This is a genomic window from Bacillus sp. USDA818B3_A (assembly GCF_009928415.1).
In the GTDB taxonomy this organism is placed as follows: Bacteria; Bacillota; Bacilli; order Bacillales; family Cytobacillaceae; genus Neobacillus.
In genome coordinates this window covers 1-721 of sequence record NZ_JAABNN010000058.1, presented here as the reverse complement: position 1 = coordinate 721, position 721 = coordinate 1, and the positions used below count along the sequence as shown (strand labels likewise).

Annotated in this window: 1 protein-coding gene; it reads left to right on the top strand. The window is 36.2% G+C overall.

Features of this window, described 5'->3' with window-relative positions; all coding sequences use genetic code 11:
• The first annotated feature begins 104 nt into the window (after positions 1–104).
• Positions 105–464 carry a hypothetical protein gene (locus tag GXK58_RS26835; protein WP_237389800.1) on the top strand — a complete coding sequence of 120 codons (360 nt, stop codon included), beginning with the start codon at positions 105–107 and terminating at the stop codon, positions 462–464.
• Positions 465–721 lie beyond the last annotated feature (257 nt).

Sequence of the window (721 nt, the reverse complement as noted above, 5' to 3'; positions counted from 1 at the left end):
GGGGGGAGGAGTACAATTTACCGCAAGGTAGAAAGGCTCCCTTCTACTCGACTAGATTAAAAAGTTTAATAATTTATAATAGAAAAATGGTACTATTTGGATAAATGGTAAAATTAAAAGAAATAAATGGGGGGATTATAATTCTAAAGATTTCATCGTTATTGGTTGTCTTAGTGTTATTGCTTTCAGCTTGTAGTTCAAACACTTTTACCTTTTCAGGAGCGACAGATAATTGGTCTGCTGAATTAAAGGTTATACAAACCAATGATGGTAATGAAACACAGGAATTCAAACTTCAATTTAAAGGCAAAGATATTAACTCTGTTGGTGAAATAACTTATAATATCGAGACTAATGCAGGTGGTTTTGGAGTGAGCGATGCGAAATTGAATAAGGACGGTTTAGTACAGATAAAGATGAAGCTAATCCAACCAACGCCAAAGTCATTGAAGATTCTGATGTAAAAGTGAAGTTAGAATGGGATGGTAATACTGAAACCCTATTATTAAGCAAAAAATAGATAGTTGCTATTGAGACGATGCTTAATAAAGCATCGCTTTTTTGTTATTAGTGAAAAAGATTGTGAAGAAATGCACTTAAACTATCGGGTAGCAAGAGTTAAAGACGATGATCGCTGCGGTGGTCTTTTTTCTTGTTGAGCTAACTGGCAGGTGTGCGGCCGAGCCTAGGTCGTATCATATAACGGGTGGGATTCCCGTCG

What these genes read in the sequence shown, in the direction of transcription:
- GXK58_RS26835 (WP_237389800.1), top strand. Translation starts at nt 105, where the DNA reads ATGGTAAAATTAAAAGAAATAAATGGGGGGATTATAATTCTAAAGATT.